Source organism: Hahella chejuensis KCTC 2396 (assembly GCF_000012985.1).
Lineage (GTDB): Bacteria > Pseudomonadota > Gammaproteobacteria > Pseudomonadales > Oleiphilaceae > Hahella > Hahella chejuensis.
This window is the reverse complement of sequence record NC_007645.1, coordinates 5543237-5569904: the sequence shown is the minus strand read 5'-3', so window position 1 is coordinate 5569904 and position 26668 is coordinate 5543237. Positions and strand designations below refer to the sequence as shown.

The following is a 26668-nucleotide window of genomic DNA, read 5'->3' as shown; positions in this document are numbered from 1 at the left end:
TGCTATGCTGACTTTATCAGAACATGCCTCCCGACACCCCAAGTTTTGGTTCCGCCTGAGCGGGGCTCTTTGCCTGCTGCTGATTCTTCTGGCGGCGGCTCCAACACTGAGCCCCGCGACGTTTTCCTTCCTGAACCCTCTACACATTGATACCGATCCGGAAAACATGCTGCGGGAGGATGAGCCTGTCAGGGTGACACACAACCATCTGAAGCAGGAATTCAGCCTGTACGACGTTGTCGTGGTAGGGGTGATCAACCGCGATCATCCTCAGGGCGTATTCAATGCGCGCTCACTGAAGGACGTGTACGACTTGGCCGCTTTCACGCAAGGTTTGCGCTGGGAGGAGAACGGCCGTGAGCAGGGCGTGGTGGGCGTGGATCTGATGGCTCCGTCCACGGTGGACAATATTGAACAGGCCGGATTGGGAACGGTGCGCTTCGAGTGGCTGATGCCGTCGCCTCCGGCTAATGACGCCGCTGCTTTGCAGGTCGCTGAAAAAGCCATGCGCATTCCCATGCTGCGCGATACGCTGGTGTCATCGGACCAGAAAGCGCTGGCGCTGTACGTTCCCATTACATCAAAGGACATAAGCTACCAGATCGCGGAGAAGCTGCGCGCCAAGGTCGCTGAGTTCGACTCGGATGACGAATATCACATTACCGGCCTGCCTGTCGCTCAGGATCAGTTTGGCGTGGAGATGTTCAAGCAGATGGCGATTTCTGCGCCGCTGGCCATGCTGCTGATTTTCCTGCTGATGTGGTGGTTCTTCCGTCACTTGCGTTTGGTGCTGGCGCCGCTGGCGGTGGCCATGATTTCCGTGATCCTGACCATGGGGCTGTTAGTGGTCACCGGCAATACCGTGCATATCATGAGTTCGATGATCCCCATTTTTGTCATGCCCATCGCTGTGCTGGACGCGGTGCATATCCTGTCGGACTTCTTTGACCGTTATCCCCGTATTCGCGACCGCAACAAAACCATTCGCGAAGTGATGGAAGAGCTGTCGGCGCCGATGCTGTACACCTCGATCACCACCTGCGCGGGCTTCGCTTCATTGGCGTTCACGCCGATTCCTCCCGTGCAGGTGTTTGGCGTGTTCGTTTCCATTGGCGTGGGACTGGCCTGGCTGCTGACGATAACCCTGGTTCCCGCCTACATCATGTTGATGCCGGAGGATTCGTTGCAGGGGTTTGGTATGAGCGCGGACAAGGAAGGTGAGGAGCATACGGCGCTGGCGCGGTTTCTTCATGCGCTGGGTCGTTTCACTTATCGCCGCGCCAAGCTGGTGTTGCTGGCGACGCTGGTGGTAGCGGTCGGCGCGGGCTATGGAATCAGTAAAATCCAGATTAATGACAACCCGGTGAAATGGTTTGCGGAAAGTCATCCGATTCGGGTTGCGGATCAAGCGCTGAATGAACGTTTTGCTGGAACCTACATGGCTTATCTGGCCCTGCAACCCGCGGCGCCGGCCACGTTGGACGACGCCCGCAATCGAGTCGCTGCTTTATTGGACGAGACGGATGCGGCCATTCAGGAACCGGCTCGCGCCATCATTGCCGGGACGACTGCGCAAACCCGAGACGAGTGGCTGCGTGAGGCGCAGGATGCGGTGGCGGACGCCCGCGAACAGGCGGATACCGACGCACTATGGGACGCCTGGGATGCGTTGGGGCAGGGACTGGATAGCGTGAGACAAAGCGCTGAAACCTTCAAACAGCCTGAGATCCTGGCTTATATCGAAACCCTGCAAAAGTACCTGCAGGAAACTGGTCTGGTGGGTAAGAGCAATGCGCTACCGGACATTGTCAAAACCGTGCATCGGGAATTGATGCAGGGGGAAGCGGAGGCGTTTCGCATCCCCGCCAGCGCTCCGGCGGTGGGGCAGACGCTGATTACCTATCAGAGCAGTCATCGTCCCCAGGATTTGTGGCGCTTCGTGACGCCGGACTATCGCAATACCAATTTGTGGATTCAATTAAAGAGCGGCGACAACAAGGACATGGCGGCGGTGGTCGCGGCGGTTGATCGCTTCTTGGAGGAGAGTCCAGCTCCAGCGGCCCTCAAGCACGAATGGTTTGGGCTGACCTACATCAATGTGGTGTGGCAGGAAAAAATGGTGAGCGGGATGCTGGAGGCGTTTCTCGGCAGCTTCCTGATTGTGCTGGCGATGATGGCGTTTTTGTTCCGCTCATTATGGTGGGGGCTGCTTAGTATGCTGCCGCTGACGGTCACGATTGGCGCGATCTACGGCGTCATCGGCTGGATTGGCAAAGACTACGATATGCCAGTGGCGGTGTTGTCTGCGCTGAGTCTTGGGTTGGCGGTGGACTACGCTATTCACTTTCTGGCCCGCAGCCGTTTTCTGTATCGGCAGACCGGCTCCTGGCGGGAGACGGTGGATGCGGTGTTCGGGGAGCCGGCGCGCGCGATCACCCGCAACGTGATTGTCATTGGCGTGGGGTTCCTGCCGTTGCTGGCGGCGCCGTTGATTCCCTACCAGACTGTCGGGGTGTTTATTTCTTCCATTTTGCTGTTCGCCGGCGTGGCGACCTTGTTGATCCTGCCCGCGCTGTTGACGGCCTTTGATCGCTTTCTGTTTAAAAATCTGCAACCAACCAGGGAGGCTGAAATATGAGTCTTTCATTCAAGCGGTGGACGGCGGCCTGGGTATTCGCCATGGCGGGAATTTCGACGACGCCGGCGGGCGCCGCGGATCAGGCGAAAGTGGATGACATCGTACGCAAGGCCAGCCACGCGGCCTATTATCAGGGCGTGGACGGCAAGGCGAGGGTGGATATGCGTATCTTCGACGCCCAGAACCGGGAGCGCTCGCGGGAATTCACCATATTGCGGAAAGACATTGACGACGCGGACGATGGCGATCAGAAGTTTTATGTGTACTTTCACAGTCCGGCGGACGTGAGCAAAAGCGTCTTCCTGGTCTGGAAACATGTGAAAGGGGATGACGACCGTTGGCTGTATCTTCCCGCTCTGGATCTGGTGAAACGCATTTCCGCCAGCGACGAGCGCACCAGCTTCATGGGCTCCCATTTTTTCTATGAGGATGTGTCCGGGCGCACTCCAGATGAAGACAATCATGTTTTGCTGGAAGAGACGGACAACTACTACGTCTTGAAAAGCACGCCAAAGAATTCGGGCAATGTGGAGTTCGCCTACTACAAAAACTGGATTCACAAAACCACCTTTATTCCTGTTAAAACCGAGTTTTACGACGCGTCAGACCGGGCTTATCGCACCTATCAGGCGACGCGGGTGGAAATGGTGGACGGCTATCAGACGGTGACGGAATCCAAAATGAGCGACACCCGCATCGGCGGTTACACTCAGATGCGTTACAGCAAAGTGGACTACGACGTGGCTATTCCAGAAGACATTTTCAGCGAACGTTATTTGCGCAGTGCGCCGCGTCAGTATCTACGCTGAGGCAAGGCGGGAGCACTGATGAAAACACTGCTTCGAATCGTCGCGATCCTGCTTTGGAGCGTCCGCGCCTGGGCGGAAGAGCCGGCTTTGCCTGTGGGGCTGAGAGCGGAGGAGCCGCAATTGCCCTCTGGATTGGGAGAACCTGCGAAACCGTCCGCCACTGAGCCGGATCTGCCTGTCGGCCTGGATCTGGCGGAGCCCGAGTCGAATGGTGAGGATAAGGAGGCGGAAGCAGGGCTTACTGGGGTTCCGTTGCAAATGTCCGGCTTTGCGGAAACCCGTCTCGGCGCCCGGTTGCAGAATGATCCGACACAAAAGCGGGCGTCTATTGGCGAAGCGCGGGCGCAATGGCAGGCGGAGGCGTTCTTGGAGTCGATGACATTGAAAGGCGTGGCGGACTTTCTGTACGACCCGGTTTTGGACCATCATCATATCGATCTTGAGCGCGGCGAAGGCTGGCTGGACTTGCGCGAGGCTAACGTCCTGATGCGTCCGGCGGACGCCGTGGATATCAAGTTGGGGCGTCAGATCCTCACCTGGGGAACCGGCGACCTGCTGTTCATCAACGACCTGTTTCCCAAAGACTGGAACGCGCTGATGATCGGTCGCGATGAAGAATACCTGAAGGCGCCATCGGATGCGGCCAAGTTTTCCTTTTTCAGTGACGCGGTGAACCTGGACCTTGTCTATACGCCGCAATTCGATGCTGACCGCTACATTGATGGCGAGCGGATTTCCTACTACAGCGCGGGCGATGGTGAAGTGGTGGGGCGTAATCAGCCCGTGCGGGTGGAAGGGCGTCAAAACGCTTTGCAAGAGGATGAACTGGCGCTGCGGGCGTATCGTCTATTGGGTCCGTACGAACTGGCCGCCTATTATTATCGCGGCTTCTGGAAAAGCCCGGCGGGCGTGAATCCAGGCAGCGGCCTGTATACCTTTCCTGAGCTGCAAGTGTGGGGCGCGAGCGTGCGCGGCCCTGTCGCCGGCGGCGTAGCCAATGCGGAGCTGGGCTATTATGACAGCCTGGAGGATGACCGCGGCGACGATCCCTGGGTGCGTAACAGTGAGTGGCGCGCTTTATTGGGCTACGAGCGTGAGCTGCTGCCGGAACTGACTGGCGCCATGCAGTTCTACGTCGAGTCCATGCAGGATTATGACGCCTTCAAGGCCTCGCAGCCGCCGAGCGCTTATATCAAGGACGCGCATCGTCAGGTAGTAACATTGCGTCTGACCAAGCTGCTGATGAATCAGAATCTGACCCTGTCTCTGTTCAACTTCTGGAGCCCCAATGAAGAAGATGGCTACCTGCGCCTGAAGGCGAACTATAAAGTGGACGATCATTGGCGGGTGGAGAGCGGCGCTAATGTTTTCTATGGAGAAAAAGTGGAAACCTTCTTTGGCCAGCTCAAGGACAATAGCAACCTGTATGTGGCGCTAAGATATGGGTTTTAGTCGCTTCGCTCCCATGAATAAAATTTCATAACTCCGTCTCTTTCCTACGCCGCCACGGCTTTCAAGGCAATCAGCAAAAAGGACGGGCCCTCGTCATGAAGAAACCGGGAAACTTTTATTTTATAGTGCATCGGCTTACACGTTTAAGTTTTCCAGAGCCCATCGGTCACTGCAATCAATGACTTATGCATATCATGGCGAAACATAAGTCCGCGCCGAAGTGCTCCCGGCGATCCTTTAGGGAAACCAACGTGGTTTAAAGCAATACCTCTATCCAATTTCTACTCAAGTTATACGCAATGATGAAACGAATTTCCGTATTGGCGGCGCTGTTATCTATGGCGTTGCAACAGACCTGGGCTGCGTCCGTGAGCGCCCAGCCGGTGCAGGTGACTGTCGGCGACGACCTGTATCTGATCGATCCCGCCACGCTGGCGGTGAGGGTGCAGGTGAAGCAAGCTCAATCCCCCGCTTCTGCTGCGGCATTTGCCGCCGAAGACGTAAAAAGTGTGGTGTTTGTGGAGGGGGACCCGCGCCATTGGCGTATTGCCCTGGAAGACAATGCGTTTGACGTGAAAGTGGCTGTCGATCATGGCGCGCTGACTTTCGCCATTAGCGCCGATAAGCCGAAGACGCATATCAACTGGCCGGTGTCGGCGGCGCGTGAGGTGTCCGCTTATGGTCTGCCATTGGGCGAGGGCTTTTATATTCCGGCCGATGATGCGGCGTGGGCGGATTGGTTGCAGGAAAAATATGATGAGTCGGCACTGACGGAGTTGTTGTCTATGCCGTTTTGGACCGAAGTGCGCTCTGGCGGCGAAGGGAAAGCGGGCTATTCATTGACCTGGACTCTGGAGAACCCCTTCAATACCGCCATGACTTTCGATCGGGACGAGGCGGCGTTGCGTCTTGGCGTGAGTCATGAATTCTCGCCGCTGATGCAGGATCGGCCCTATCTGGTGCGGGTGCAGACAGGGGCGGCTACGCCTGTCGCCGGCGCATTGACTTATCGCGAGCTGTTGGAGCGTCAGGGTTTACTGACGTTGGACGATAAAATCGCGCACAACCCCAATGTGGCCAAACTGGCCGGGGCGCCGCATATCTACCTGTGGAGCAGCGGTTTGATCAAGCCGGAGGATATTAAGAGCTGGCGTCCCTTCGTACGTGAATTCGCCGCCAAGTATCAGACGTCAGGCCATCTGGCGCAAAAACTCTGGGCGCTGTTTGATAAAGAAGCGCGCAAGATGTTCACCCAGGCTTTCAAGGAAGCGCAGGGCGACGCCGGGTTTGTGTCGAACTACTCTCGCGACGCCATCGTCAGGGCGGTGAATGACGCGTTGATCAAAGCCATCGATGCGCCAGCGCAGCATCCCTTGCCGGGCGGACATGATCCAGCGATGGAAGTGCTGCGGGGAGACGCCATGCGTACGGCGATGCAGCAAGCGTTCGGCGCCATGATGACTCAACCGGAATCCTGGGGCGGCGGTTTCTCCACCGACACCATCGCTGCGTTGCGCAAGGCCGGGCTGACCAGCGCCTGGCTGGGCGCCAACGATTGGCTGGACGCCTTATGGCATCCGCAATCGGTGAAAGAGGCGAAGGCGGCGGGTTATCTGGTCGGAGTCTATGACAGCTACGGCAGCATTCACGCGCCGGATGAGCCACGCACTTGGTTGACCGCCCAGGTCGGGCGTGAAAACTGGGAGAAGGCGCCGTATAGACGGGAAGACGGCAGTATCGTCTCCGGTTTCTCCAGTGTGGGCGCCTACGCCAATCCATTGGCGATTAAGGAATATGCGGAGCAGCGCATGACTGCGGTGACGCGAGAGGCCAGGCTCAATAGCCTGTTCCTGGATGTGGACGCCACTGGCATGATCTATGAAGACTACACGGAAGGGCGCAAAACCAGTGACGCTCAGGATGTGGCGGCGCGCACCCAACGCTTGAATTTTCCACGGGAAGAGCTGGCGCTGGTCACGGGCAGCGAAGGCGGCTCCGCCTTGTTTGCAAACGCCATTGAGTTCGCGCATGGCATGACTATTACGCCGTTCAGCTGGACGGACCCGGATACCGGCAAGAACCGCCAGTCCACCTATTATCGTGGCAACTACTGGCCGCCCGAGGCGCCCTCGCTGTTCTTCGCCACCAAACCGATCAAGCCGGCGCTGCGCAATATTTATTACAACCCGGCCTATCGCCTGCCGCTGTATCAATTGGCGTTGCACGAGAGCGTGGTGGCGACCCTGCACTGGGAATACCCCTCGCTGAAGTTTAAAGAAACCCGCGTGGACGTGGGGCTGTTGCAGTTGTTGTACATGATTCCGCCGATGTACCATCTGAACGCGGCGAATCTGAAGCGCGATCTGCCTGTGATCGCCGCCTATGATAAAGTGTTCCGTCCCTGGCATGAAAAGCTTTACCGTACGCGCATGACGGGGTTTGAGTTCCTGTCGCTGGATCGTCTGCTGCAATCCACTCGCTTTGCGGACGGTACGACGATTACCGCGAATTTTTCCTCTCAGGAACGTAAAACGGGGCAATCGGCCATACCGGCCCAGACAGTGGCGATTGTGTCGCCTGATGGCGCCCGTAGCCTGATTCCTTTGCGAGAAATGCTGCAATAACCGGAGAGCTAGAGCATGAGCGAAAAATATCCCGATAGAATCACCATGGAAACTGTGGAGAAAGTGAAGGTGTCTCCCGACGCGGCGACGCTGGCGCTCAAGGTATCGGGGGAATCTTCGGTGTTCACCACCGAAGCGCTGAAGAAGTTGAAAGATGTGAAGAGCCTTATCGATGGTTTGAAGCGGCTGGGAGTGGATGAAAGTAAGTTATCCCTTGAAAATATCCGCGTAACTTCTAAATCCGGCATGTTCGCCGGGGCTTCTTCGGTGACGTTCACGCTCAAGCTGCAGTCATTGGCGATCGCTGATGTGCCGCAGACCCTGGCTTTGGCGGCGAGTACGAAGAATATCTCTCTGGAAGACATCCAGTGGGAGTACTCCTACCTGGAGACCAGGAAGCTGGAGATCATGAAGTCCGCCGCCAGGGAAAACAAAAAGCAGGCGTTGGAGCTGGCGGACGCCTTGGGCGTGCGCCTGATCGCCGTGCACAGCCTCTATCCTAAATGGGATGAACCCAACCGTCAGGCGATGGCGGGGCTGACGCGCAGCCGCAGTCTGATGAAAGCCAGAGGGCCTGGAGGGGGCGATGACAGTGAAGGCTTTGAGCTGGCGATGAATCACTCGGACTTTCTGGAGGTGGTCATCAAGGCGGAGTATCGGGTGTCGGAATTCGCTGCGTAGCCTGCAACGCTGTTATGGTTGATAGCGGGCGATGATTTCCTGCAGATCGCCGGAATCTTTCAGCTCCTGCAGCACGGCGTCAATATCGGCCAGTAATTGCTTGCGCTGTGGGGTCACGGCGAAACGATACCACACGGTGCTGACGTCCTGCTCAGAGAGGACGAATTTATTACCCAGGCGTTTTTCCTTGATCAGCCAAAGACCAACCATCTCATTGATAACGGCCCCGTCGACCCGGTCCGGCGTTTTCAACAGATGCGACAGCATGATGCTCTCGCTGTAATCTTCCTGTCGCTCAATCAGACCTTCCTCAAAGTAGGGGTCCAGTAGGGGGTAGTGGTAGCCGAAACGCACCACTAGCGTCATTCCCACTAATTCATCGACTTTCTTAAATTGCAGATTGCGATCGCGCAGAGAAAAAATCACGTCGCGATGTGGGATCACCGGTTTTGACCATAGAAACTGTGTTGGCGCATCCGTCCACTCCTTCGCCAGAGGAACGACTTCTACATCGCCGGCGGCCAGCATACTGTCAAGTCGCTTGCGAGGCAGGGCCATTAACTTGAGTTGGTAATTGCGCCGGCTCGCCACCGTGGCCAGCACTTCATACATAATGCCTTGCGGCTGATTATGTTCGTCATAGTAGGTGAACGGCGGAAAGCCGCCGCCGTCGCTCATATTGAATCTGATCAGCCTGCTTTCCGACGCGTTAGCCGGGGCGTCCTGAGCATGGACACTCGGGGATAAAAGAAACCATTGCGCAATGACGGCCAGCAATACAGCGCGGCGCCACGGATGATTAAAAAAGTTCATTGTTCTATCATCGCCCCTTCGTCATGCGCTAAAAAACAGGCATTACTTGCCCAGAAAGTACAGAGCGCTCGTGGGAGCTTATTATTTCCGGGCTTAAGCATGTGACGTTGTCTTGCATTTAATTCTAGCTGCATTCCCAGAGAGCGTGTAATCAGCGTGGTTTTATTTGGCGATCATCGACAACCATTGAAAACAGTTAAGGTCTTTAGGGTATGGAAATAGTGTATTACGTGGCCGCCAGTCTTGACGGCTACATCGCCGATCCTCAAGGGAAAGTGGACTGGCTGGCGTCTGTGGCGGACGAAAACGAAGATTATGGCTACGATACGTTTTATCAGGGCGTTGACGCTTTGGTGATGGGCAGCAAGACCTATCTTAAAGTGCTGGAGTTGGGCGCCTGGCCTTATGAAGGGAAACCTGTGTGGGTTTTCTCGCGGCAGGAGGATTTAAAGCTCGCGCCCGGCGTGGAGCGTTGCGCCGGCGATCCATCAACCATAGTGGCGCATTTCCGGGCGCTGGATTATAAGCGGGTCTGGTTGGTGGGCGGCGGCGAGCTGCTGGCCTCCTTCCAGGAAGAAGATCTGGTGGATGAGTATATTATTTCCTATGTTCCTGTTTTACTGGGTCGGGGCATTCCGCTGTTTCCTCCCGTGGACGCCTGCGCGCGCCTGGATTTTCAGTTGGCGGAGACCTTCTCCAGTGGGCTGGTGCAGATGCGTTATAAGCGCTTATGCGATTGAAATTTATAATTAAATGACGGAAAGTCATGAGAAACGGCGCTTTATGCCCGTGCGTCGTCTCATCTCCAGACGCCCGGCCTATACTGTGTAACTGACGTTTAAACATTCGCTGGCTCGCTCAAACTCATGGAGACCCCCATGGCATTACCCGAACGCGTGGCAAAATGGCACATCAAGCTGGACGATGACCAAATGACTGTGGCGGAAGCATTCGCCAGCATCCAGAGCATCGCTCTGAAACAGGAAGACATCCCGCTGATTATCCAGTTGGTGGAGAATCCCAAATTTGACATCCCCGGCATCAATCTGTTCAACGGCGCCACCGGACTGAAAGCGCATGATTATATCCACGTCCTGTTGGGGCGAGGCGTGGCGCCGAAAGATGAAGCCTTTGTGCTGGGCTTCACCATGGGCAGCACCAACCGGGTTACGACGACGGAAGAACGTTTGTACAGCTTCTTCGCCAAGTATCTCTACCCCAAGGTCTATCAGATGAACGACGAAGACCTGCAAGTCTTCAAAGACGCCGTTAGACTGGGGTACGTTTCCGATTGCACGCCACTGGATACGGTGGATTTTGAACAGTACTCCAATCATTCCTTGAAGGATGCGCGCGAAGCCATTGGCCTGGAGGTGGACCTGCTGAAGGCGTATTTCGCCATCGAGAAAAAGCGTTATCCAGACAGCCGGGAGTCGCAGCGGAACCTTTAAGCGGCGGACGCCGACAGCCATCATTCAATAATTATTAATAAGGGATTTAGATGAAAAGACCCGCCATGCTGGGACTCTTCGCCCAGCCGCCGCGACTGTTGAACGTGGTTCTGGCGCTGGCGCCATTTGTGATATTGATCGCGACCTATCTCATTGCTTCCGATATCCGCCTGGCCGATAACCCCAGCGACAAACTGCTGCCCAGCCTTCAGCAGATGGGGGACGCCATTCACCGGCTCGCCTTTGAGCCGGATCGGCGCAGCGGCGACTATGTGTTCTGGGCCGACACGCTGGCCAGTCTGCAACGTCTGGCGATAGGGCTGGCGCTCTCCACATTGGTGGCGCTGATCATTGGCCTTAACATGGGCGCGTTCAACGGTCTCTATTCTCTGGGCAATCCCATTCTTACCTTTATCGCCATGATTCCTCCGCTGGCGTTGCTGCCGATACTGTTCATTTCCCTGGGCATCGGCGAGTTGGGTAAAGTCGCGCTTATTTTTATCGGGGTATTTCCCATCATGACCCGGGATATGGCGCTGTCCGTGCGCAGCTTTCCTCGCGAGCAGGTAGTGAAAGCCAAAACCCTGGGCGCTTCCGATCTGGCGGTGGTATACAAAATACTGCTGCCGCAGATGATGCCGCGTCTGATTACGGCGTTGCGTCTGAGCATCGGCTCCGCATGGCTGTTTCTTATCGCCTCTGAAGCCATCGCGGCGACGGAAGGGTTGGGATACCGCATCTTTCTGGTGCGGCGTTATTTGAGCATGGATGTGATCATTCCCTACGTTATATGGATCACCTTGCTGGGCTTTTTGATGGACTGGGCGCTGCGCTTGATATTGAAGTGGCGTTACAAGTGGTACGAACAATAGCGGGAATCGAGCGGGACCCGCATTTGCGGGCTACCCTGATTGAATGCGACATAGCGGAACGGACCGGCGCAGACCGGCGACGCTTGAATCTTAGGATTGGAAACAATGCAGCCATTGCTTCAAATAGAAGACGTATACAAGCAGTACGGTGATAAACAAGTGCTCGACAATATTGATTTGTCAGTGCGCAAAGGCGAGTTCTGTACAGTAGTCGGGCCCAGCGGGTGCGGTAAGTCCACATTATTGAGACTCATCCTGGGGCAGGAGCAGCCGACTTCCGGCAAAGTGGAGATAGCCGGCGCGCCAGCGCTGTTGCCGGACCTCAGTCGCGGCATTGTGTATCAACGTTATTCCCTGTTTCCCAATCGCACTGTGTTGGACAACGTCATGCTGGGCAAAACGTTGACGCAAGGTCAGTGGTGGAATCCCTGGTATCGCAATAAAGCCCACGAAGAAGAAGCCATGGCGATGCTGGCGCAGGTGCGTCTGGCGGACGCGGCGCGCAAGTATCCCCATGAGCTGTCCGGCGGCATGCAACAGCGGGTCGCCATCGCTCAGGCGTTGATCATGAAGCCGCCCATTCTGCTGATGGACGAGCCGTTCGGCGCTCTGGACCCGGACACCCGCGCGGACCTGCAGGTGCATTTGCTGGAGTTGTGGGAAAAGGAGCAGCTAACCGTGTTCTTCGTGACTCACGACATGCATGAGGCCTGCTTGCTGGGTACGCGACTGCTGGTGTTGTCCCAGTACTACTCCGATGATCGCGGCGATCGTCACTTCGCTGGTCGGGGCGGCAAAATTGTCGCGGACCACCCGCTGCCGAAGGTGGCCACCAGCCGTGAAGTCATGCACACGGACGCCTTCAAAGAATTAATAGAACAAGTGAAGCAGGAAGGGTTTGATCCTGAATACCTGCAACACGTCAAAGATTTCAACCTCAAACATCCGGACTCATTCCAAACCTTGCTGGATGCGGAATATCGACGGTAAGTTATAAGGAATCCATTATGGTTAAACGCTCTCTCATTTCGGTACTGGCGCTGCTGGCCGCCGCCTTCAGCGTGTTTTCCCACGCCAAGCCCGCCTACATTGACTACAAGCCGATCAGCGAAGTGGTCAAACTCAATGTAGGCGAGGTGAACACCCGCAGCCTCAGCGCGCCGGTCATTACCTGGGGCGGCGATATCGCTACGCTGCTGGCCAACGGCAATCAGACGCAAACCGCGAAAGGCTCCATTTTCGATAAGAAAGGCCTGCAACTGAAACTGTATCGGGAAGACGCCTTCGTCAATCAGGTCAAAAGCTATGTGGCCGGAGAAACGCCATTTCTGCGCGGCACCGTCGGCATGATCAGCGCCGCAGCGGAGTTGCTGAACAAAGACCCGCGCACGCAGCCAGTGGTGATTTATCAACTGACCTGGTCTTCCGGCGGCGATGCGCTGGTGGTGAAATCCAATATTCGCAACGCCAAGGATTTGAAAGGCAAAACCATCGCAATTCAGGCGTATGGCCCGCATGTGGATTACGCCGCCCGGATTCTGAAAGACGCGGGCCTGAGCTTCAAAGACGTCACCGTTCGCTGGTTGCCGGATCTCACCGGAACCAACAATGCGCCTATGGCGGCGTTTTATGAGCAGGACGTAGATGCGGCGTTTGTGATTATTCCCGACGCATTGGCGCTGACGTCTGGCGGCAATGTGGGCTCCGGCTCTGAAGACTCGGTAAAAGGCGCGCGCATTCTGCTGTCCACCCGCACGGCGGACAAAGTGATCGCTGACGTTTACGCAGTGAGAAAGGATTACTTCGACGCGCACCGCAATGAAGTGGAAGCCTTTGTCGCCGGCCTGCTGGAAGGCGAAGAGGCGCTGGACAAATTGTTCGAGAACAAAACCAAGGACGCCAAACCTTACCGGGAAATGCTGGCGGCGGCTGGCAAACTGTTGCTGGACAGCGAAGAAGCCACCGCTGACGTGGAAGGGCTGTATGCAGACGCGACTTTCGTTGGCCTGCAAGGCAACAAGCAATTCTTTACCGATAGCAACTTCCCCCGTCGTTTTGACGCCCTGAGCAGTGAAGTGCAAACGGGTTTGCAGCAGGCTGGTATTCTGAGTAAGTCGGCGGCGCTGGCGAAAGCGGCGTTCGACTATGGCTTTCTGGGCGCTGCGGTCAATGTGAAAGCGGAAGCGGCCAAACCTCGTTTCGATGAAGAGAAGGTGGCGCAACTGGTGAATCAGCGTCAGCAGCAACAGAGTCTGGCTGAAGGTGAGCTGTTCTCTTTCGAGGTTTTCTTCCAGCCTAATCAGAAGTCTTTCTCTATCGACCTGTATCAGGACTCTTTTGATAAAGTGGTCGAGCTGGCCAGCACTTACGGCGGCGCCATCATCACCGTAGAAGGCAACTCCGACCCGATGGAATACCTGCGCGCCAAGAAAAAAGGCGAGCAGGCGGTTGTGCTGGGACGCATCAAACAGTCCGCCCGCAACCTGAGCCTGGCCCGCGCGCAGGAAGTACGCGACAACATCATTCAATATGCGGCGGGCAAGAACATCAGTCTGGACCCATCCCAGTTCGCGGTGGTGGGCAACGGCATCGCCAACCCGAAAACCGGTATTTGCGGCGCGGAGCCCTGTGCGCCCAAAAACCAGCAGGAATGGCGTTCGAATATGCGGGTGGAGTTCCGCATCATTCAGGTTGAAGCTGAATCTGACGTATTCATGCCGTTATAAGGGGATATGCGATGTTGAAGAAATTCTCAGCCTATATCGCCCTGGCGGCGCTGGCGGGGTGCGACGGTTCTACCTCGCCGGCCTCGTCCTCCGCCCCGGCGGCGACCTCGGAGGCGAAGCCGGCGCTGGCGGCCAAACCCACGACGCTTTACGCCATGCGCCCGGCGGATAACCGCTGGCCCGCGACCCAGGGACAAAGCGAGTTGAGCGGCCATCTGCTGGCCAAGAACTATTACATTGTCTTCGACGGCTCCGGCAGCATGGACAACACTGACTGCGGCGACGGAAAACGTAAATTGGACGTGGCTAAAACCGCGGTGAAAAAGTTCGTCGAGCAGTTGCCGGCGGACGCTAATGTGGGCGTATACGCCTTCGACGGCCAGGGTGTTGGCGAGCGTACACACCTCGCCACACAGAATCGACCGCTAGTGAAACAGATGATCGACCAGCTGGTTGCTGGCGGCGGCACGCCCCTCTCCGCCGGCCTTGAAGACGGCAAAGCCGCGTTGACTGCGCAGGCGGGCAAGCAGTTGGGATATGGCGAGTATCATCTGGTGATCATCACTGACGGACTGGCCAGCCTGGGTTATGAAACCGACGGGGCGGTGCAGACCATTCTGCAGGATACGCCGATTAACATTCATACTATTGGTTTCTGTATCGGCGACGATCATTCCTTGCATCAACCCGGCTTGACCTTTTACCGCTCTGCGAGCGATCCGGATAGTTTGATGGCGGGGCTGAACGAAGTACTGGCCGAAGCGCCGGACTTCACGCTCCTGGAATTTCAACAATAGAACGCAAAGCGACCTCAGGCTGTAGAGACTGGATGCATGAAAGCGCACGTTAAGATTGTAATCTTCCTGCTGGTGGGTGGGCTGCTGGTGATGGCGGGAGTCAAGTTATTCCTGCTGCAATCCCAGGAAGACCGCCAACTGCAGACCACCGACGCCAAGAACACCAAGGGAACCATTCGCCTGGCCAGGGACAGCTGGGTTGGCTACTTCCCCTTGTGTTCGCCGGAAATGACCGCGCGCCTGCGCCGCCAGGGTTACCTGCTCGAATGCGTGGACGATCAGGCTGACTATCAGGACCGCTTCAAGCGTTTGAGCAAAGGCGAGTACACCTTTATCGTCGCCACGGTGGACAGTTATGTGCAGAACGGAGCGGGGGTGAACTATCCCGGCCCCATCATCTCTGTAATTGACGAAAGCAAGGGCGGCGACGCTATTGTGGCGCGTCAGTCCAAAGTGGCGGGCATTGAGGATTTGCGCAGCGCAAACGACGTTAAAGTGGCGTTTACGCCCAACTCGCCCAGCGAGCATCTGTTAAGAGCGATCCGCAGCCATTTTGACCTGACCGCTTTGAACCAGTCCGCTTCCTGGAAACTGCCCACCAATGGTTCCGGTGAGGCGTTGGATGCGCTACTAAAAGGCCAGGTCGACGTGGCGGTGGTGTGGGAGCCGGAAGTGACCCGGGCCTTGTCTAACGAGGGCATTGTGCGCCTGTTGGGGACCGAGGATACCCAGAAACTGATTGTGGATGTGTTGGTGGCCAACGCCGCTGTGCTACGCAAGGAGCCGGAGATGGTTGCGGTGTTCTTGAAATCCTATTACCAGACGCTGCAGCACTATCGTCGCAATCAGGATGAGCTGGTGAAAGCGCTGCGTGACGAATATGACCTCGACGCCCAGCAATCCAAAGAACTGCTCAGCGGCGTGGAATGGAAGAGCCTCACCGAAAATGCGGAAGACTGGTTTGGCGTCGGACGTCGCAACGCAGGCCGCGAGTATCTGGTGGACACCATTGAGTCCGCGGTGGGGATTCTGCTCGACGACAAAGTGTTCAGTCGCAATCCCATACCTAACAACGACCCTTATCGTCTGCTTACCAGCGCTCCGATCAAAGAGCTTTATGACACGCTGGCCACAGGGGAGTTCGCAGGAGAAGGCTCGGCGGAGATAGCGCGTTTTCGCGCGCTTGCGGCGTCAGAGTGGGAGCGTTTACGGGAGTTCGGCGCGCTGAAAGTACGCCCGATTATCTTCGCCAGCGGAACTTCGGAACTGACGCTGGAAGGGAAGCGTGAAGTGGACCTGTTGATGGAAAACCTGCAGCACTACCCGAACTTTCGTGTGGAGATTCGCGGACATACCGGCGTCAGAGGCGACGCGGAGGCGAACAAACAACTCTCCCTGGATCGCGCCGAAGCCGTCTATCGCTATATTGAAGTGACTTATGAAGTCGATCCGAACCGGTTCCGCTTTGTCGGCTTTGGCGGGGAAAAGCCGCTGCCGCAACTGCCGAACGAGTCACTGCGCGCCTACAACTACCGCCTGCCGCGGGTGGAAATCGTCTTGGTGAGCGGGGAAATCTAGGTATGACCTTTGACACCAAAGCGATCAAACCCGCCAAGATCAAAGCGGAGACATTGAAAACCTCGCTGACCCAGCCAGTAACGCTATATCCCGCTTTGGTCGGCTTTCTGGGCGGCGCCGCGACCATGTTTTTCGGTGTGGGCGGCGCGACGCTGGGAGCCTTGGTGGGCGGCGCCGTATTGGCGTTGGGTGGTTGGTCCTGGGAGTATTTCGCCAAAGGCGGCGCCCACGCCAACCGCTACATTGAGCGATATCGCAAAGCGCTGGAAGTACAGCGCAAGCAGGCCATCGCTCACCTTAATACGGAGTTGTCTAAACTGAATGCGGATGACGCCATACAACAGCTGCAGTTATTTCAAAAGAAGTTTGAGATATTCAACCAGGTGCTCAATCGCAAACTGCAGTCCACGGAACTGACCTATAACCGCTATCTGGCTATGGCGGAGCAGGTTTATCTGAACGGCCTGGATAATCTGGAAGGCGTCTCTCTGTCCTTGCAGTCGGTCAGTGCGATTGACCGGGCAGCAATCGAAAGCAAGCTGCAGCGTATGGACGGCGTTGTTTCAGCGGAAGCGGAAAGAACCCGCGAGCAGCTGCGCGGCCGCTTGCAATTGTTCGATGAGCAAATGCAACGAGTGCGCTCCCTTTATGCGGAAAACGAGGAAGCGTTGACCAAACTGGACCAGGTCAGCGCCCGTCTCGCCAATACAGATTTCAGTAGCGGTCGCGCCGCCATGGATATGGAGCAGGCGATCAAGGAACTGACCACACTAATTGAAAACTCGCAGCAATATGCGCAAAAAAAGTGATGAGGAATAACCAGTGAGCAATTTAATCCTGACCGAGAAAGAAAAAATTGAGAAGCAGGTCATTGCGGAAACCTCCAAATCTGAAGAGGTTGATCCCAAGCTGCAAGCGCAGGCTGACGAGCTGGTGGAGAAACTGGTCGGCATCGATCTCCGCAATCTGGACCAGCGTGACGCCCAGGCCCGGGCCGTGGCCAATCTGGGTGAAACTGTGACGCGTAATATGGCGCAGCAAAGCGCGATGTTGAAACAGCCCATGGCCAATCTATTGCGCGACGCCCAGGATGGCGGTCCGGTGGCGCAAGGTCTGTTGACGTTGCAGGAGCAGGTGACGGACATCAACCCGAACCGGGTTGATTTCAATATGGGCGGTTTTCGTCGCCTTCTATCGATGATACCAGGCGTGGGCACGCCTCTGGCGCGCTGGTTTGCTCGCTATCAAAGCGTTGAAGGCGTCATTCAGGACATTGTGGCGACGCTGAAAGACGGCAAGTCGCAGCTGGAGCGGGATAACGTCACCTTGCGCAACGATCAGAAGCGTATGCGCGAACTGACCTTCCTGCTGCAGGATTACATCAAGCTGGGGCAGTTGCTGGACAGACAGCTGACTTCTCAGGTGGAGCGTCAGGAAGACGAGGAGAAACGCAAGTTTCTGGAAGAGGAAGTACTGTTCCCGTTGCGCCAGCGCATTATCGACCTGCAGCAAATGCTGGCGGTGAACCAGCAAGGCGTGCTGTCCACTGAAGTCATCATTCGCAACAACCAGGAGCTGGTGCGCGGCGTTGATCGCGCCTGCAACGTCACAGTGACCGCATTGTCCACGGCTTCGACGCTGGCGTTGGCGCTACAGGCGCAGAAGAAGGTGCTGAAAGGCGTGCAGGCGGTGACTCAAACCACCAACGATCTGATCGCGGAAACCGCCAGCACGTTGCGCACTCAGGGGGTGGAGATTCAAAAGCAGGCGTCTCAGGCGCAGCTGGACATCAATACATTGAAGAAAGCCTTTACCGACGTGCAGGCGGCGCTGGAAGAACTCAGCAGTTTCCGTCGCAACGCTTTGCCCAAGATGGCGCAATCCATTGTGGATATGGATGATCTGAGCGGCAAAATGGAGAAATCCATCCAGAAAATGGAAGGGGCTGAGGAAGCCCGCGTTTCTCTGGAAGACGCCATTGAAATTATCGATATCAATAAAGAATAACCGGCGGTCCGTTACCCAAGACGGACGCAATACTTTGCAACAAGGAAAAAGATTTATGGTACGAAGCATAGCCTCCATCATGATGTGTCTGGCGGTTTCCGCCTCCGCTTCAGCGGCGGATAAGTTCAAACTGGCCTGGTCCCACTACACTGGCTGGGAGCCCTGGGGCTACGCAGCGGACCAGGGCATCGTCAAGAAATGGGCGGACAAATACGGCATTGAAATTGAAGTGCAGTTGATCAATGACTACGTCGAGTCCATCAACCTGTATACCGCCAGCGACTTCGACGCCGTCACCGCCACCAATATGGATGCGCTGACGATTCCTTCCGTCAGTGGCGTGGATACCCAGGCGATTATCGTGGGCGACTATTCCAACGGCAATGACGGCATTGTGGTGAAAGGCGTGCACAGCGTGGCGGAGTTGAAAGGCCGGGAAATCAATCTGGTGGAATTCTCCGTTTCTCACTACATGCTGGCGCGGGCGCTGGATAAAAACGGCATGTCTGAAAGAGACGTCACGGTGGTGAATACCTCCGATGCGGACATCGCCAGCGCCTTCATCTCCAGTTCCAAGGGCGCGGTGGTGACCTGGAATCCGCCTTTACAACAGGCGCGCAACGCCAAAGGCGCACAGATGATTTTTGACTCATCCATGATCCCAGGCGAAATTCTGGATATTACATTTGTGAAGACAAACGCCGACGAGCGTTTCAAAAAAGCGCTTACCGGCGCATGGTATGAAACCATGGCCATCATCAGCGGAGGCCCTGGCGGCAAAGAAGCGATCGAGCATATGGCGGAAGCCACCGGCGCCACAGTCCCTGAATTCAAGGCGCAATTACGCACGACGGCTATGTTCTACACGCCGGCCGAAGCCCGCGACTACACCAAGTCCGACGCGATCGAGAAGACCATGGAATACGTGCGTCAGTTCAGCTTCGATAAAGGCCTGTTCGGCGCTACCGCACAATCGGCGGATTTTGTCGGCATTCAGTTTGATAACGGCAAAGTGTTGGGCGACGAGAAGAACGTCAAACTGCGCTTTACCAGTAAATATATGGAGATGGCGGCGCAGGGCTCTCTGTAGCAGGTTTTGTGTCATAGTAGTGAACGGGGACGGCGGTATCCCGTCCGAGCAGGCTCCGTCTTTTGGCTTTAAGTCGATGGGATCGAAACCGACTGGAAGGCGTCTGTCGGAGTCTTGCAATTTAAAGTTAATGCTGTAAACATCGTTCGGCCGCTGATGACGGCGGCCGGCGAATAACGCCCGATCCTGTGTGCGCCTGATGGCGTGTAGCAGTATGACGTCAGGAGGCCAGGACATTTTCGTTATGAAGCAATGTAAGCAATAAAGGTGAATTCCAATGCTTTTTTCCAAGCTCCTGGGAGAAGTTAGCGACTCAGTATGCGATGTAGAAATCGCCGAGGACTGGTCCCAAGGTCGCTCGACCTTTGGAGGTCTGGTGGCGGCGTTTATCTACGAAGCCATGCGCCAGTCGCTCTCCGAGGATCGCCCTCTGCGTGAATTTAATATCTCGTTTGTATCCCCCGTCGCTCCCACCAGACTGACTGTCGCCAGCGAACTATTGCGCGAAGGCGGCTCAGTAAGCCAGGTGTTGGGCCGCGCTATTCAACAAGGGGAGGTGAAAGCCAGCGCTTTCGCCAGTTTCGGCAAGGCGCGGGACACCATCATCAATGCATCTGGGGAAGCGATGCCGGAAGCGAAGGACCCTGATCAGTGTATTGAAATGCCGTACATCAAAGGCGTCACGCCTGAGTTTACCCAGCATTTCAATTACTACTACGCCTACGGCAACCTGCCGTTCTCCGGCGTGCAGTCGCGAGAAATGGGCGGCTGGGTGCGCTTTCGTCAGCCGGAGCCTGCGATTACTCTGGGCCACATACTCGGACTGGTGGACGCCTGGCCGCCAGCGACCTTGCCTTGGGTGAAAACGCCGGTTCCAGCCAGTACGCTGACTTGGTCTATCCAGTTCCCGCATCCAACGCCAACCATACAGCCGGATGAGCTGTGTCTGTATAAGGCATACGTTGAGCAGGCTTCGGAAGGGTATGCTTATACCCGTTCCAAGCTTTGGAACGCCAAAGGGGAGTTAGTGGCGCTCAGTCAGCAGACCGTAACGGTATTTGGCTAAACGGCGCGGAGCGAGTCATCAGGCTCGCTCTACAAAGAAAACAGGTCAATCTGCCTGGATGCGCCTGGTGGTGTGAACAGGTCCGTGCGCAGTGGGGAGTCTCGTCGAAGATTAAGCCCATTGCGTTTGGCGGCGATGCTGAAACGTTGTTCGATCAGGCGGGCGAAGGGACCCACTCCGCTTTGGCGAGTGCGGAAATCAGACTGATACAGCTCGCCATTCCTGCACTCCCTCAGTAGATTGAGCGCTTTCTCTTTGCGCAGCGGGTAGTGCTGTTGGAGCCAGTTTTCGTAAAGCTCCTTTAACTGATGAGGCAGCCGTAACAGGATATAGCCCGCGTTGAGCGCGCCGGCATTGGCGCATTGGGTGACGATATCCTCAATCTCCGGGTCGTTGATGCCGGGAATCACCGGCGCCACCATGGCCCCAACCGGAATGCCTTCCCGGCGCAAGGTCTCGATAGTCTTGAGGCGCGCTTTGGGACTGGCGGCGCGGGGCTCCAGGATATTTTTCAGTTTCACGTCCATGGTGGTGACGCTGATCATGACTTTGACCAGATCCTGAAACGCCAGCTCCCGCAGAAGATCTATATCCCGCAATATGAGATTGCTTTTCGTGATCAGTGTGACCGGGTGTTTGGTCTCGACCATGACGCTCAACAGGTTGCGGGTTATTTTCAGGCTTCGTTCGGATGGCTGGTAAGGGTCGGTGTTGCCCCCGATAGCGATGGTTTCGCAGCGGTAATTGCGCTGATCGAGAAAGATGCGAAGTTTTTCCGCGGCGTTGGTTTTGCAGTAGATTTTGGTCTCAAAGTCGAGGCCCAGCGACAAATCCAGGTACTCATGGCTGGGGCGGGCGTAGCAATAGACACACCCATGCTCGCAGCCCTGGTAGGGATTGATGGAGTAAGTAAAGGGAATATCGGGCGAATTATTCTTGCTGACAATGGACTGACAGCTTTGCTGGATATATTCCGTCTGCGGGTGCTTCTGATAAGCTTCGTCGTGGACTTCGCTCCACGCGGCGAGCTCCGCGGAGTCGATCTCACTGCGCTGCGATTGAAAACGATTGTGTGGGTTGGTCCCGGTTCCACGCCCTTTGCTTGCTTCGCCGTATTGCATAATCTGCCTCCAAAATACTGTTTAAATGTACAGTATTTTGTTTGGGGACGGCAACAGAAATTTCTGCGGTATGTTCGGATCGTAATTTCGGGCTCAAACATAAATGATTGTAAGCTTTCGCGTAGGATGTTAAATACGCTTTTGCTTCAGTGGGTTAGGAATATATGGTGATTTAATGCGTTGGGGAGTGTGTCTTTTGCTACTCGGGGCGGCGACGGTTTTCGCCGAAGAAAATGAGGCGCCTATATTGGCGTGCTATGAATTAGACGATATACAGCAACGTCTGCAATGCTATGACAGGGTCGCAAAATCCTTGGGCGAAGAGGACGAGCCCCAAACGAGCGCGATAGAAGCGCATCATGAGGACCCCCTCGGTGATATCAGGCAGCCAAGCGACATCGACAAGCGCTTGGAGTTTGAAACCTCTCTCTCAGACAACCGCTTTCTGATTATTCCTCATAAGCCCAACTACTTGCTGTTGTACTCCTATGTGGACGACCCCAACGAAATGCCTCATAGCCCGACCAGAGAACCCATAATGGAGCTGGAGAGCCAGAAGCATTCGGAGACTAAGTTTCAGATCAGTTTCAAAGTGCAACTGGCGCGTAACTTTATTCCCGAGCCGATGAGCCTATGGTTCGCCTACACCCAGGTTTCGTTCTGGCAGCTGTATAACCAGTCGTTGTCGGCCCCTTTCCGGGAAACCAATTACGAGCCCGAACTGATCTTTTTGTTCCGTAATAACCTGAGCCTGTTCGGCTACACCTCCGAGCATTACGTGTTGGGATTGAGTCATCAGTCTAATGGGCGCACCGAGCCGGCGTCACGAAGCTGGAACCGCATCTACACTGCATTTCTGTTCAACCAGGGCAGCATGACTTTCAGCGTCAAACCCTGGTGGCGTCTGCCGGAAAGCGGTGATGACGACGACAACCCCGACATTCACAACTATATGGGGTACGCAGAGTTTGGAGCGACCTACAAGCATGATGAGAACGTGGCCAGCCTGCGCCTGTTCAACAACTTCCGCCGTAATGACAACCACACAACGGTGCAGCTGTCTTATAGCTTCCCGCTACAAGGACGCTTGAAGGGGTATATCGAGTATTACGATGGGTATGGCGAGAGTTTGATTGACTACAACCATCGCACGCAAAGGATTGGCTTTGGGGTGTTGCTCACAGACTGGTACTAAACGTCAAGTGAGCCCGCCAGCCCGAAGCCGTCGCGTTTTTTTAATTATTTTGCTTTTGCTTAATTTTCAATAACAAAATACCAACGCGGCTTAAACAGCTTAAATTCTCTCGAAATTTAGAATGACTCCATACAGATGTGATGGAGAACGTGGGAATGAAGCAGAAAGTCGTCGCCGCTCACCCTTTAATTGAACAATATATCACGCCACTGTTTATCGCATTTATCGCCGCCTGTATGCTCGGCCTGCTTGTCAGCGCCTGGCGTTTCGGGGGGATGCAGAGCCTGTTTAACGCACAACCCAGCCATAAGCCACTGCTGCCGGACGCTGACGCCTTGCACGCCGCCTACTATTCCAATGCAGATCCTATTCACGATATGGATCGCTTTCCAGGACATGTGCCTCAGTACGCCTACGCCAAAGAAGTGCGCAAGGTGGCGGTGGAGTTGGACTTGGAAGAAAGTCTGCTGTACGCCGTCGCCAGGACAGAGTCCAGTTTTCGACCAGACGCGCGTAGCGACAGGGGCGCTGTGGGCCTGATGCAGGTGGTGGCGGGAGCGGGAGGTCGTGAAGCTTACAAACGTCTGTATAAAAAGTCGCGCAACCCCACAGAAAAAGAACTGGCGGACCCTTACACCAATCTCAAGCTGGGCGGCGCTTATCTGAAAATACTGAGACATCGCTATTTCGGTCAGGTTGAAGATCGGATGGCGCAGACGATGCTGGTTTTGGCCGCCTACAATTGGGGGCCGAGCAATGTGCGTCGCAAACTTATCGGAAAATCTCCGCTGCAAACCCGGGAGCAAGTGCTAAAAGCGCTGCAGCAGGGCGCGCCGACTGAAACATATCAGTATGTCAGGAAAGTAATGCGCTATATGGATGAGTTCGCCAGGCTTTCCGGTCGGCCCGCGTAGGCTTGTTGTTTTTAGTCGCCTGCGGTGACTCGGGTTTCCAGCCTGTGGAAAGTGGCGTTAGGGATGAGCGTATAAGCTCTTATTATGTATGAGAGGGCGGATAAATCCGGCTACTGCTTTTTCTTGATGGTTCTTACTGCGGCGATAATGCTCGCCAAAACAATGCTGGCGCTTAAGTAGTAGGGCGCCGCCTGCCAATGTCCTGAAATGAGATAATCCATCGCCATCATCACCAGGAACGCGCTCATGCAAAATGGAAACAGGAACGGGGCCAGTTTGGCTCCGAGCACTGGAAATTTTGCTGGAAGCTGCGGAGCGGAAGGCTTGGCTGCGGCCAACTGCTCTTTCTGTTGCACGAAAATTTTGAATAACAAGTTAGCCTCCTTTGTTAAATGGAGTGAGGCGATCTTAGTGATTGCAGACCTTGCTCAAAATGCGTACAAGCCGCTACGTAGCAATGCGAATTTGACTTTATCTTGGGTCAGACCTTGCGTAGAGTACGGGTTTTGACAAACCCGAATGACGAGCTGAGCGAGCATTTAAGAATCTATGAGCATGATGTTTGAAGAGGGGATTGAGCGTCGTCCGCTAAAGGAATATACGGAAAAAGCCTACCTTGATTATTCCATGTACGTCATTCTGGATCGGGCGCTTCCCCATATCGGCGATGGCCTGAAGCCGGTGCAACGGCGCATTGTTTACGCCATGTCCGAACTTGGCCTGAGCGCGGCCGCCAAGCATAAAAAGTCCGCCCGTACAGTCGGCGACGTGTTGGGTAAATTCCATCCTCATGGCGATTCCGCCTGTTATGAAGCCATGGTGTTGATGGCGCAGCCTTTTTCCTATCGTTATCCATTAATCGATGGTCAGGGTAACTGGGGTTCCGCGGACGATCCAAAATCGTTCGCGGCCATGCGTTACACCGAGGCTCGCTTGGCGAAATACGCGGAAGTGCTGCTGAGCGAAATAGGGCAGGGTACGGTGGACTGGGTTCCCAACTTTGACGGCAGTCTGGATGAGCCTTCTTTATTGCCGGCCCGTTTACCCAACCTGTTATTAAATGGAACCACCGGCATCGCCGTCGGTATGGCGACTGACATTCCTCCTCACAACCTGCGGGAAGTAACGCAAGCTTGCATTCATATGCTGGACCACCCGAAAGCCACGGTGGAAGAGCTGTGTGAGTATATAGAAGGCCCGGATTTCCCGTCAGGCGGGGAAATCGTCACTTCTCGCAGCGATCTGCGCCAGATCTACGAAACGGGGCGCGGCTCAGTCAAAATGCGTGCGAAATACACCAAAGAAGGTCAGGACATCGTCGTCACCGAGCTTCCGCACCAAGTGTCCGGCGCTCGGATCATGGAGCAGATCGCCCAGCAAATGCAGGCCAAGAAGCTGCCCATGGTGGCGGATCTGCGGGATGAGTCTGATCATGAAAATCCGACTCGACTGGTCATTATTCCCCGCTCAAATCGTATTGACGCAGAGCCTTTGATGGCGCACCTGTTCGCCACTACCGATCTGGAGAAGAACTATCGGGTCAACCTTAATGTGGTAGGCCTGGACGGACGTCCTGCGGTCAAAGATCTGCGCGTGCTGCTGCAGGAATGGCTGACGTTCCGCACGCAAACGGTCAGACGCAGGCTGGAATACCGCTTACAGAAGGTATTGGCGCGCCTGCATATTTTGGAAGGCTTGTTGGTCGCGTTCCTGAATATCGATGAAGTTATCGCCATCATCCGCAGTGAAGACAAGCCGAAACCGGTTCTGATGGAGCGCTTTGGCTTGAGTGATGTGCAGGCTGAATACGTTCTGGATACGAAATTACGGCAACTGGCCCGCCTGGAAGAGATGAAAATCAGGGCAGAGCAGGATGAGCTGGAGAAAGAGCGTAAGAAACTCGAAGACATCCTGGGTTCTGAAGCCAAACTGCGTAAGCTGGTCAAGACGGAGCTGAAACAGGATATGGAGACGTTTGGCGACGAACGCCGCTCTCCCATTGTTGAACGTAAGGAAGCGCAGGCGTTCAGCGAAACCGATTTGATCGCCTCTGAACCGGTTACGGTGGTATTGTCGGAGAAAGGCTGGGTGAGGGCCGCCAAAGGCCATGATATCGACGCCCAAGGCCTCAGTTATAAAGCTGGCGATAAGTTCCTCGCCGCCGCCAAGGGGCGCAGTCATCAGAATGCTATTTTCCTGGATGATACCGGACGTTCCTATTGCGTGGCGGCGCATTCACTGCCTTCCGCCAGGGGGCAGGGCGAGCCGCTCACCGGGCGAGTCAATCCGCCTTCGGGCGCGGGCTTTACCCATGTGTTGATGGGGCCGGATTCCATGAAGGTGGTGCTGGCGTCGGACGCTGGCTACGGCTTTGTGGCCAGACTGGAAGATTTGCAATCGAAAAACCGCGCTGGCAAAGCCTTGATTTCCTTGCCGAAAGGGGCGTGCGTATCGCCGCCGATTCTATTGGAGCGGCAAAACAATCCTCACTTGGTGGCGATCAGCAATGAAGGTCGAATGCTGGTGTTTCCAGTGAGCGAACTTCCAGAGCTGGCCAAAGGCAAGGGCAACAAGATCATCGGTATCCCCAGCGCTCGTGCGCAAGCCCGTGAAGAGGTGATGAGCAATCTCGCGGTGGTGGGAGAAAAAGACACTTTGGTGCTGCACGCCGGTAAGCGTTTCCTCAAGCTGACCTTCGACGACTTAAGTCATTACCTGGGCGAGCGCGGTCGACGCGGGCATAAGCTGCCACGTGGCTTACAGCGTGTTGATCGGGTGGAAATCATCGTTGATGAAAGCGCCGAACCGGTATCCCCGGAAGGCGAGTGAATCTC

At 55.6% G+C, this 26668-nt stretch carries 22 protein-coding genes; 19 read left to right on the top strand and 3 right to left on the bottom strand.

Annotated features, from left to right (window positions below; genetic code table 11):
- The first annotated feature begins 4 nt into the window (after positions 1–4).
- The 5 genes from HCH_RS24380 (at position 5) to HCH_RS24360 (ending at position 8204) form a co-directional block, all read left to right on the top strand.
- Complete coding sequence (locus HCH_RS24380; protein WP_011399159.1) at positions 5–2638, top strand: efflux RND transporter permease subunit; 2634 nt, start codon at positions 5–7, stop codon at positions 2636–2638.
- Complete coding sequence (locus HCH_RS24375) at positions 2635–3447, top strand: outer membrane lipoprotein-sorting protein (RefSeq protein WP_011399158.1); 813 nt, start codon at positions 2635–2637, stop codon at positions 3445–3447. The genes HCH_RS24380 and HCH_RS24375 overlap by 4 nt, the downstream gene beginning before the upstream one ends.
- An 18-nt stretch (positions 3448–3465) precedes the next feature.
- Positions 3466–4899, top strand: a complete 1434-nt coding sequence (locus tag HCH_RS24370; RefSeq protein ID WP_011399157.1) for a DUF1302 family protein — start codon at positions 3466–3468, stop codon at positions 4897–4899.
- A 299-nt stretch (positions 4900–5198) separates the two neighbouring features.
- Entirely contained in the window at positions 5199–7523 is a 2325-nt protein-coding gene (locus tag HCH_RS24365) for a glycoside hydrolase (protein WP_011399156.1), read from the top strand.
- Between the two features lie 15 nt (positions 7524–7538).
- Positions 7539–8204: an SIMPL domain-containing protein gene (locus HCH_RS24360; RefSeq protein WP_011399155.1), complete on the top strand. Its 666-nt coding sequence runs from the start codon at positions 7539–7541 to the stop codon at positions 8202–8204.
- 12 nt (positions 8205–8216) lie between these two features.
- On the opposite strand, the gene HCH_RS24355 is transcribed toward HCH_RS24360, so the two are convergent.
- The gene (locus HCH_RS24355) at positions 8217–9017 is read right to left on the bottom strand and encodes a substrate-binding periplasmic protein (RefSeq protein ID WP_011399154.1); all 801 of its coding nucleotides are present in this window, start codon (positions 9015–9017) and stop codon (positions 8217–8219) included.
- 212 nt (positions 9018–9229) lie between these two features.
- Between HCH_RS24355 and HCH_RS24350 the strand changes: the two genes are divergently transcribed.
- From HCH_RS24350 to HCH_RS24300, 11 genes are all read left to right on the top strand, one after another.
- Positions 9230–9757: a dihydrofolate reductase family protein gene (locus HCH_RS24350; protein ID WP_011399153.1), complete on the top strand. Its 528-nt coding sequence runs from the start codon at positions 9230–9232 to the stop codon at positions 9755–9757.
- A 138-nt stretch (positions 9758–9895) separates the two neighbouring features.
- Positions 9896–10468 (top strand): hypothetical protein, encoded by a 573-nt coding sequence (locus HCH_RS24345; RefSeq protein WP_011399152.1) that lies wholly within the window; start codon positions 9896–9898, stop codon positions 10466–10468.
- Between the two features lie 50 nt (positions 10469–10518).
- A complete protein-coding gene (locus HCH_RS24340) occupies positions 10519–11340 on the top strand; it encodes an ABC transporter permease (protein WP_011399150.1) in 822 nt (273 codons plus the stop codon).
- 105 nt (positions 11341–11445) lie between these two features.
- Entirely contained in the window at positions 11446–12330 is an 885-nt protein-coding gene (locus HCH_RS24335) for an ABC transporter ATP-binding protein (protein ID WP_011399149.1), read from the top strand.
- Positions 12331–12347: 17 nt separating this feature from the next.
- Positions 12348–14066, top strand: a complete 1719-nt coding sequence (locus tag HCH_RS24330) for an ABC transporter substrate-binding protein (RefSeq protein ID WP_011399148.1) — start codon at positions 12348–12350, stop codon at positions 14064–14066.
- An 11-nt stretch (positions 14067–14077) separates the two neighbouring features.
- Positions 14078–14863 carry a vWA domain-containing protein gene (locus tag HCH_RS24325; protein ID WP_011399147.1) on the top strand — a complete coding sequence of 262 codons (786 nt, stop codon included), beginning with the start codon at positions 14078–14080 and terminating at the stop codon, positions 14861–14863.
- Between the two features lie 36 nt (positions 14864–14899).
- On the top strand, positions 14900–16441 hold the full coding sequence (locus HCH_RS24320; RefSeq protein WP_011399146.1) for a phosphate ABC transporter substrate-binding/OmpA family protein: 1542 nt from the start codon (positions 14900–14902) through the stop codon (positions 16439–16441).
- Positions 16442–16443: 2 nt separating this feature from the next.
- Positions 16444–17250 carry a hypothetical protein gene (locus HCH_RS24315; RefSeq protein ID WP_011399145.1) on the top strand — a complete coding sequence of 269 codons (807 nt, stop codon included), beginning with the start codon at positions 16444–16446 and terminating at the stop codon, positions 17248–17250.
- Positions 17251–17263: 13 nt separating this feature from the next.
- Positions 17264–18448: a toxic anion resistance protein gene (locus tag HCH_RS24310; protein WP_011399144.1), complete on the top strand. Its 1185-nt coding sequence runs from the start codon at positions 17264–17266 to the stop codon at positions 18446–18448.
- 55 nt (positions 18449–18503) lie between these two features.
- A complete protein-coding gene (locus HCH_RS24305; protein ID WP_011399143.1) occupies positions 18504–19538 on the top strand; it encodes a putative urea ABC transporter substrate-binding protein in 1035 nt (344 codons plus the stop codon).
- Positions 19539–19815: 277 nt separating this feature from the next.
- The gene (locus HCH_RS24300) at positions 19816–20604 is read left to right on the top strand and encodes an acyl-CoA thioesterase (RefSeq protein ID WP_011399142.1); all 789 of its coding nucleotides are present in this window, start codon (positions 19816–19818) and stop codon (positions 20602–20604) included.
- 29 nt (positions 20605–20633) lie between these two features.
- Here the strand turns inward: HCH_RS24300 and HCH_RS24295 are convergent, their stop codons facing one another.
- Positions 20634–21725, bottom strand: coding sequence for a PA0069 family radical SAM protein (locus tag HCH_RS24295; protein WP_011399141.1), 1092 nt, complete (start codon positions 21723–21725; stop codon positions 20634–20636).
- A 175-nt stretch (positions 21726–21900) separates the two neighbouring features.
- On the opposite strand from HCH_RS24295, the gene HCH_RS24290 reads away from it, so the two are divergent.
- Both HCH_RS24290 and HCH_RS32705 read left to right on the top strand, forming a co-directional pair.
- Positions 21901–22920 (top strand): phospholipase A, encoded by a 1020-nt coding sequence (locus HCH_RS24290; protein ID WP_011399140.1) that lies wholly within the window; start codon positions 21901–21903, stop codon positions 22918–22920.
- A gap of 155 nt (positions 22921–23075) precedes the next feature.
- Positions 23076–23834, top strand: a complete 759-nt coding sequence (locus HCH_RS32705; protein WP_011399139.1) for a transglycosylase SLT domain-containing protein — start codon at positions 23076–23078, stop codon at positions 23832–23834.
- A 110-nt stretch (positions 23835–23944) separates the two neighbouring features.
- On the opposite strand, the gene HCH_RS24280 is transcribed toward HCH_RS32705, so the two are convergent.
- Complete coding sequence (locus HCH_RS24280) at positions 23945–24208, bottom strand: hypothetical protein (protein ID WP_041598903.1); 264 nt, start codon at positions 24206–24208, stop codon at positions 23945–23947.
- 175 nt (positions 24209–24383) lie between these two features.
- Here HCH_RS24280 and parC point away from each other — a divergent pair, with 175 nt between their 5' ends.
- On the top strand, positions 24384–26663 hold the full coding sequence (gene parC, locus HCH_RS24275) for a DNA topoisomerase IV subunit A (protein WP_011399137.1): 2280 nt from the start codon (positions 24384–24386) through the stop codon (positions 26661–26663).
- Positions 26664–26668 lie beyond the last annotated feature (5 nt).

Excerpts from the sequence above, each read along its gene's own strand:
- HCH_RS24380 (WP_011399159.1), top strand. The coding sequence starts at position 5 with ATGCTGACTTTATCAGAACATGCCTCCCGACACCCCAAGTTTTGGTTC.
- HCH_RS24375 (WP_011399158.1), top strand. The coding sequence starts at position 2,635 with ATGAGTCTTTCATTCAAGCGGTGGACGGCGGCCTGGGTATTCGCCATG.
- HCH_RS24370 (WP_011399157.1), top strand. The coding sequence starts at position 3,466 with ATGAAAACACTGCTTCGAATCGTCGCGATCCTGCTTTGGAGCGTCCGC.
- HCH_RS24365 (WP_011399156.1), top strand. The coding sequence starts at position 5,199 with ATGATGAAACGAATTTCCGTATTGGCGGCGCTGTTATCTATGGCGTTG.
- HCH_RS24360 (WP_011399155.1), top strand. The coding sequence starts at position 7,539 with ATGAGCGAAAAATATCCCGATAGAATCACCATGGAAACTGTGGAGAAA.
- HCH_RS24355 (WP_011399154.1), bottom strand. The coding sequence starts at position 9,017 with ATGAACTTTTTTAATCATCCGTGGCGCCGCGCTGTATTGCTGGCCGTC.
- HCH_RS24350 (WP_011399153.1), top strand. The coding sequence starts at position 9,230 with ATGGAAATAGTGTATTACGTGGCCGCCAGTCTTGACGGCTACATCGCC.
- HCH_RS24345 (WP_011399152.1), top strand. The coding sequence starts at position 9,896 with ATGGCATTACCCGAACGCGTGGCAAAATGGCACATCAAGCTGGACGAT.
- HCH_RS24340 (WP_011399150.1), top strand. The coding sequence starts at position 10,519 with ATGAAAAGACCCGCCATGCTGGGACTCTTCGCCCAGCCGCCGCGACTG.
- HCH_RS24335 (WP_011399149.1), top strand. The coding sequence starts at position 11,446 with ATGCAGCCATTGCTTCAAATAGAAGACGTATACAAGCAGTACGGTGAT.
- HCH_RS24330 (WP_011399148.1), top strand. The coding sequence starts at position 12,348 with ATGGTTAAACGCTCTCTCATTTCGGTACTGGCGCTGCTGGCCGCCGCC.
- HCH_RS24325 (WP_011399147.1), top strand. The coding sequence starts at position 14,078 with ATGTTGAAGAAATTCTCAGCCTATATCGCCCTGGCGGCGCTGGCGGGG.
- HCH_RS24320 (WP_011399146.1), top strand. The coding sequence starts at position 14,900 with ATGAAAGCGCACGTTAAGATTGTAATCTTCCTGCTGGTGGGTGGGCTG.
- HCH_RS24315 (WP_011399145.1), top strand. The coding sequence starts at position 16,444 with ATGACCTTTGACACCAAAGCGATCAAACCCGCCAAGATCAAAGCGGAG.
- HCH_RS24305 (WP_011399143.1), top strand. The coding sequence starts at position 18,504 with ATGGTACGAAGCATAGCCTCCATCATGATGTGTCTGGCGGTTTCCGCC.
- HCH_RS24300 (WP_011399142.1), top strand. The coding sequence starts at position 19,816 with ATGCTTTTTTCCAAGCTCCTGGGAGAAGTTAGCGACTCAGTATGCGAT.
- HCH_RS24295 (WP_011399141.1), bottom strand. The coding sequence starts at position 21,725 with ATGCAATACGGCGAAGCAAGCAAAGGGCGTGGAACCGGGACCAACCCA.
- HCH_RS24290 (WP_011399140.1), top strand. The coding sequence starts at position 21,901 with ATGCGTTGGGGAGTGTGTCTTTTGCTACTCGGGGCGGCGACGGTTTTC.
- HCH_RS32705 (WP_011399139.1), top strand. The coding sequence starts at position 23,076 with ATGAAGCAGAAAGTCGTCGCCGCTCACCCTTTAATTGAACAATATATC.
- parC (WP_011399137.1), top strand. The coding sequence starts at position 24,384 with ATGAGCATGATGTTTGAAGAGGGGATTGAGCGTCGTCCGCTAAAGGAA.